Source organism: Nocardia barduliensis, from assembly GCF_013315795.1.
GTDB lineage: Bacteria > Actinomycetota > Actinomycetes > Mycobacteriales > Mycobacteriaceae > Nocardia > Nocardia barduliensis.
Genome location: NZ_JABLTE010000204.1, coordinates 1 through 6367, shown reverse-complemented (window position 1 = coordinate 6367; position 6367 = coordinate 1). Strand labels below are relative to the sequence as shown.

General features: G+C 60.3%; 6 protein-coding genes. 3 read left to right on the top strand and 3 right to left on the bottom strand.

Features of this window, described 5'->3' with window-relative positions; genetic code table 11:
• Positions 1 to 88 precede the first annotated feature (88 nt).
• Positions 89 to 346 carry a hypothetical protein gene (locus HOV91_RS38190; protein WP_174190058.1) on the top strand — a complete coding sequence of 86 codons (258 nt, stop codon included), beginning with the start codon at positions 89 to 91 and terminating at the stop codon, positions 344 to 346.
• A gap of 121 nt (positions 347 to 467) precedes the next feature.
• Here HOV91_RS38190 and HOV91_RS38185 read toward each other — a convergent pair whose 3' ends face one another.
• Both HOV91_RS38185 and HOV91_RS38180 read right to left on the bottom strand, forming a co-directional pair.
• Entirely contained in the window at positions 468 to 1541 is a 1074-nt protein-coding gene (locus tag HOV91_RS38185) for a Shedu anti-phage system protein SduA domain-containing protein (RefSeq protein ID WP_174190057.1), read from the bottom strand.
• A gap of 157 nt (positions 1542 to 1698) precedes the next feature.
• Positions 1699 to 4212, bottom strand: a complete 2514-nt coding sequence (locus tag HOV91_RS38180) for a DEAD/DEAH box helicase family protein (RefSeq protein WP_174190056.1) — start codon at positions 4210 to 4212, stop codon at positions 1699 to 1701.
• 340 nt (positions 4213 to 4552) lie between these two features.
• Here HOV91_RS38180 and HOV91_RS38175 point away from each other — a divergent pair, with 340 nt between their 5' ends.
• Positions 4553 to 4936: a hypothetical protein gene (locus HOV91_RS38175; protein ID WP_174190055.1), complete on the top strand. Its 384-nt coding sequence runs from the start codon at positions 4553 to 4555 to the stop codon at positions 4934 to 4936.
• Positions 4937 to 5165: 229 nt separating this feature from the next.
• Positions 5166 to 5912: a hypothetical protein gene (locus HOV91_RS38170; protein ID WP_174190054.1), complete on the top strand. Its 747-nt coding sequence runs from the start codon at positions 5166 to 5168 to the stop codon at positions 5910 to 5912.
• Between the two features lie 52 nt (positions 5913 to 5964).
• On the opposite strand, the gene HOV91_RS38165 is transcribed toward HOV91_RS38170, so the two are convergent.
• A complete protein-coding gene (locus HOV91_RS38165) occupies positions 5965 to 6291 on the bottom strand; it encodes a hypothetical protein (protein WP_174190053.1) in 327 nt (108 codons plus the stop codon).
• Positions 6292 to 6367: the final 76 nt, after the last annotated feature.

The following is a 6367-nucleotide window of genomic DNA, read 5'->3' as shown; positions in this document are numbered from 1 at the left end:
CGTGAACTCGGGGAGCAGCGGTTTCACGATGTCCCACAACGCATCCGGGACCAGCCGTTGAGCAAGCCTGTCGACCACGGGTCACATCATGCCGGACAACGAATTACACCCACGTAAGACGTCCTCTAAATTCCTCAACGACGTTGGCTGGGGCGACGTCCCGCCCCGCTATGGCGGCAGCCCCTACCAGATGTGGCGCATCTCCCGCGGGCAGGGCCTGTTCGTCCGCCTTCGGGAAGCGCTCAAGGACGATCCGTCTGCTGCCGGCTTGGTCGCCTGGCTTGATCAGATGATCGCCGAACCAGGGGCACGCAAGCGGCATGACCGCGAGGCTATTCCGTCGTGAGCTGCGTTTGCGCCCGATGCCGTGGCACGCCGAACGCGTAGCGGTTGATCAACGCGACCGATCCTGTTTTCTCACTTCCTGCAAATCCCCTGTCAGTGGTGGGGCAGGTGTAGAACCGTACCTATTCAGCTCTGGGGTTTTGGTCATTCATGTTTGCGAACGCTTCATTCTGGTCATGCTCGAATATCAGCGATCGCTCCGCGCTGTCGACGAGCTGGTCATACGTGATGACCTCAATCCGATTTAGCCCCGCAGTGTACTGTCGCAGTGTTCGAGTGACATCCTCACGTTTCGCGTCAGGAGGTCGGTGATGGTTTGAATGTCCAATAACCACTGTTGCGAATACACGGCTCATGTCGTATTCCTGGCCGAGCTCGCGGCTGTATATGGTCGACAGTGTAGCGCCTTGTTCATCGAGTCCGCGTAGATAGTTCATTGCTTGTGCGGTCGCTTCGTGCACCTCAGGACCGACAATCCAGTGATTACGATGACGCGTGATGAGCTTCTTGATGCATGGACCTTTTAGTTCCACGACATGCAGGGTTCCGTCCGCGCCGAGCAGCGGGATGTCCGTTTGGTCCAACTTAGCTAAGGATCGATGTTTGGCAACTCCGACATAACGGCCTCCGAAGATCCAGTAAGCGTTTCCAATCAAATTCTGAACGTCAGTCTCGGTACTGCTCGGGTTGTCGATCAGTTCACGTAGTTGCGAGACGAGTTTGCGACGATTGTCGATGACGGCGGACTGGGCTGCGGAAATGCCTATGTCGCTGCTGGCGATAAGGCTGACAATCTGCTCGATGTTTGAGTGTCGTACAAGAGCATCGACAATTGCCTGCGGGTCAATGTCGCTGCCTCGTAGTAGATCGACCAGCGCCACACTTGGTGAGTCGGCGTCCACGATCTGGTAGCGGCCGGTTCTTGCAACTTCATTGTGAAGAAATCCCAGTAGCTTCTCAATTTCGTCGTTCTCGCAGTACCAGGCATTTTTGTCGGCTGTATCATCATCGAAATCCACGGTCCGGCCACCGCGGATGTCAATTGTGCGGAACCGGAGATCGCGATTCCTGACCTCACCATCGGTTGGATTGCCATAATGACTAAAAGTGACTGTCTTTATGACATCCCGCCCCTTCTTGAGGACTGCGCCTTTCTGGCTTAGCCGACGACCGCTCGGGCGATTAAGCCAGATCATGAAGGCGTTCTCATGATCGTCAGATGCGTTTGTGCTCCTACTCAACACTATCTCCGATCAGCGGTGATATGATGTGACGAACATTGACGGAGTCAGGTGAAGACTATGGCCGTCCCCGGGCGCCGCGAATAAAGACGCTGACGCACCTCCGTTGAACTTAACACTTGACAGGTATAGAGAATTTTTCGAAGAGCGTGCCTGCGTTTAGCTTGTGCTGTGCCAACTGGCTTGCGACTGCCGTTTCATCGCCCCAACTACCCAGGCCATCGGCCAGTGCTACAGCAAAACCGGCCGCGGCACGCTTAAGTTCGTCAAGCTTGTCCGGCGTTACGATCCGCATGCCCTCAACAGCGGTGGCGTCTTTATGGAGAGTCGGACTGGGATGGAGCATGACCGGCAGCTGAGCTACTTCCGGATACTCCTGGCGGTCCCACCGAACGCTGCCGCCGAGCTGGTCAGCGTCTTTTTTCGCGATAGTGGCTGTGCTACGACCCGTCTTCAGCTCGATCACTGCATGACGGGTGGTGTCGATGAGCCAGAGATTATCCGGACCGGTGCCGTACTGCTTTTCGGGCCGCGCCGATACGAAGCCGAGATGCTCGCCGATCCGTTGCCACGCAGCTTCGGCCTGATCGGTCCGGTCCTCATCGCCCCAGACGATCTCATCGAAGAGCGCACGAATACCAAGCACAAGCTGGGTCGGATCGCTGTACTCGTTGCGGAGGAACTCTGCGGCGGCCCGCGCCTGGGTAGCTGTTGCGCGAAGCTTGCTCGGACTGATGCCTGAGAGGGGGCGTAGCAACAGAGGATTGTCTGCAATAGCCGAATTCTGCTGTTGCTGAGCAATATTGGGATCAAAGAGGTGGGTGTACGCAGCCTGCTGCTCTCGCAGTAAACCGCGCAGCTCAAGATCATCGGTCTCGTTGATCGCCTTCTGAAGCCGATCGGCTGCCGAGCGGGTCTGTCCGCGAGCCGCAAAGTCGAACGCCTCACGAATCGCGACTGCCTCGGGTCGAACAACTCCGGCATCCGCGTACCGCACGCCAGCACGAGCATGCCGGCTACGGGTGACCCAGTTCGGATCCTCTGTGAGGCACGCAGTCAGTGCGAACCGAACAGCATCCAAGCCCTTGTGCTCGATCTGGCGGGCGATCTGGTCACTGAGGTCAAGCTGGATGCGGGTGGCTGGCGAAAAGTGCTTGCGCAGCTGCGGGTCGCTGGTCGCGATCCCCAGTGCTGCACCCATCAACAGCACGGCGCAGTAGTCGTCCGCTGCCCGGATACCCCGACCCATTCCTTGCTCAATGCGGTGGACTGCTCGGATTCGCCGTGCCGGACTTCGAACAAGAACCGCCGACTCACGGCGCTCCGTCGCATCCATCGGTTCGGGGACGCCGTCCAAAATCAAGAGCCGACAAGCGCTGTTCGGTAGGTCGACACCGTCGTATTTGTTGACCAGCACAACTAGACCGACATGCGACTTCTTAAGCTCCTCGACGGTGTCCTGGAGGTCGCCAACGTACGCGGTCACGTCGGCGTAGTCAGCCCATCGTGCTGCGGCCGGTTTGCTGGGGACCAGTACGACGACATTGATTGGTGTGGCTTCCGGTGTGCCATCGCCGTCCCAGTCGCCATCGGCGAACTGGCGAGCCAGGACTCTTACAGCGTCGTCGTCAAGCGAGGGGTTCAGCGCCACAGGTGCAAGGATCATGCGGTCGCCGAGGTCCGCGGCGCTGCCCGGCGTTATTGCCCGTCCGAGTGCCGCCGCGTCAGCATCCATGTCGGTGACGAGAACGCTGTCGTCAGACAGCGTCGCAGTCAGGTAGACCCGGCGCTTCGCGTGCACGAACGAAGGAATCACGCTTATCGGCAGCGCTGGCGGTCGAACTTCGATGGCGCGTGACGTCACGGTGGCGGCGCACAGGCCGAGTACTTCGGAGATCAGTGGCCATTCAAACTTGAAATCGTCGTCCAGCCGGTAAGGAAAAATCTCAGCCCTGACTGCTTCCTGCTTGTCAGCCCAAGACCAGTATGGGATACGAACTAGCGCTGCGTAATCGCCGCCCTGGACGTCTTCCCACGCCTTTAGTGACTGTGACTTCAGATCATCGGCGAACAAGTCGAGCAGTTTACCGTAGAGCTCATGGGATTTCGGGACTGTCAATCGGAACTGGCCTTCGGCGACAGCCAAGGCCGCGTGTGCATCATCTACGATGACAACGCCGAGATCGATCGGCTCTCGTCCATCACCCACTACTCCGAACCGAGACTTGCCGTTCACCAATGTGTGAAAAGTCGTGACCAAGATGGCGCGGCCGCTGCGAAAGCTGATGTCATCGGGGTCGGCGGCGATCGAAAGCCCAAGTGCTTCCGCTTCCTGGCGAACACGGGCAGCGAGGTAGGTGTCTGGCGCTAGGTAGACAGCCTTGCCGATCCCCTCGTTCAGGGTGCTCTGAGCGATGAGGAGGCCTACGACGGTCTTCCCGCCTCCGGTGTTCTGCTTGATGACGTTGTCGTGCTGGTCACGCTCTGTGTACCACTTCTCCAGCACCTCGCCCTGCTCTTGCCGGAGGTAGGACCATGGCCGTTTGGGGAGGGCGTTGAAGATATCGCGGGGCCGCACCAGTGGGGCGGAAGACTTGGCGCCGATACTCGACCAATCGAGCGCCATGGATGCCGCCCCCTTCTCTCTGCACTCGCCATGTCTGATGCTGCTTCAGATGTCACGTATACGCTACGCCCGCAGGGCAGATGTGTCCGCTGATTCTTCGATGCCTGCCCTCATCCGGGCTCCCCAATCGCAATGCGCCGCCACCTGATCCGACTCGTTCACTCCGGAACTTGCTCTCCGACGCCACCTGCCTCGTCCGCGGGATCGTGATCGGTAGGCAGCTGAGGCGGCGGGCGATGGCCGCCTTACTGGACCTCGATTTAGTCCTGGGTAACGTCTCGTGCCGTGTGCCCGACATCCGTGGTGGCCGGGACGAGCAACGACCAGGAAAGACCAGCACATGCCCACGATGATCCAGGTTGGTGAACGCTATCACCGCCTCGGTGGCAAGACCCGTAGAGCGACACGCCACCAGGTCGAAACGGTGCCCGCGGCCCGTGCGGCGCTGATCGCGGTTGCGCAGCTCGGTGAGAAAATCACCTACACGGATCTGGCGGCGGCCATCGGCGCGTACAGCTACCGCAACATCGGAATGCTGCTCGATGCGGTGGCCGTCGACTGTGAGAAGCGTGGTGAGCCGAACTTGCCTGCCATTGCGGTCACTGTCGCAACTGGCGAACCGGGCTATGAGTACGCACACTGCAACCGCGATCGCGTACGCCGCGACCAGCAGGATGTCTGGAACTACTGGCGCAGCCACAGAAGCCTCAGCGGTGACGAATGACTTCAGCGTTTGGTCGACCTCTGGCAGATCGCAGCACTGGCTTAGTCTGGAGCGTCTGGGTGTGTCCGACCGCCGATTCGCGCTGCGGTTAGCCAAGGGGGGTGGGGCCATTCGTGCGATTTGGAACCGAATGAGCGCTGCAAAGGCGTTCAATTTGAGCTAGACCCCGACCTTTCCGCCGATACACTGGCGCCGAAGCGTTCCGTCGAGCAAGCCGGAAAGCGGGACCATGAACCAGGTGCCGACATGGCTGGCAATCGTTCAGTCGACTGCCACAACGATAGGTGTTCTGATCGCTCTGGGGGTCGCGGTCTTTCAAGTGCGAAAGGCGCAGCAGGACAAAGCGATCCAAGACGAGCAGATGGCCGAGGATCGCCAGCGGTACGAAGCTCAGATGGCCGCCCTACAGCGCGCGGAAGACGATCGGATCGCGGCGCAGGCACGGAGGGTCGTTCCTACGCTCTTCCGAGCGGCGATCTTCGGCCCGGACATGTGGAGCGTGAAGGTCGCCAACCACAGCAACTCACCGATCACCGAGTTGTCCGTGTCAGTGGAAGCCGTCGACGCAGAGGAACAGAAAGTCCCGGACGGCTGCGAGCCGGCGAGCGGGCGAATCAGCACCGAAGCGTTGTTCTCGCAGTTCATCAACGAAGCGCTGACCGGCGCGATGTCGGCCACGCTGAACCGCGCTGGCTACGGCATGTTCGGAAGTGGTGCATCTCTGGCGGCTGGACGTGCGGCACAGCAGCTGACTCCGCATGTCACCGAAGCGATGAAAGAAGCACTGACTGGGCAGCTTGCCACTGAATGGCCCAGGACTTTGACGCCGGAACAGAGCGCGGTGATGGCATACGCCGCCATTGCCGATGTAGCTCGGCTGAAAGTGACCATCCGATTTACCGACGAGGCCGGCTACCGATGGGTTCGCACGGAAAGCGGCGTGCCTCGCCGCGACGATACCGAAGGGGACATGTAGAAGCGGGCCGACGCGGCGGTCGCTCTGGGTTGGTCTCTCGTCCGTATCCCGCTTACTTTTGTTGCCCACCGGGTGGCCGGATCGTTACCCCTTTGTCTCGCAGGAGCTTCGCTACCGTGCGCTTGGCCATCTGGTGCTCGACCTTCAGCTGAGCCATGGACGCACCAGATTCGTACTTGGCGACGATCTGGGCCGTCTCCTCGGCGGTCAGGTGCTTTTTGCGGCCCACGAGCCGGGGCGACTCGGGCACGCTGGAGGCCGATCGTCCCCCTCGTGCCACCCGCTCAGACAGCTTGACCAGGCGTTCCAGCAGCACGGTTTGTTTCGAGTAGTTTCCCGCAAGGTCCACGAGTGCGAGGCCCATGCCCACGGAGGGCATGGGCCTCGCTCGTTCCGCTGAGTGTTTGGTGGGGGTGCAACCCCCACACCCCGCCCGGCGGGCTTCGCCCCCGGAC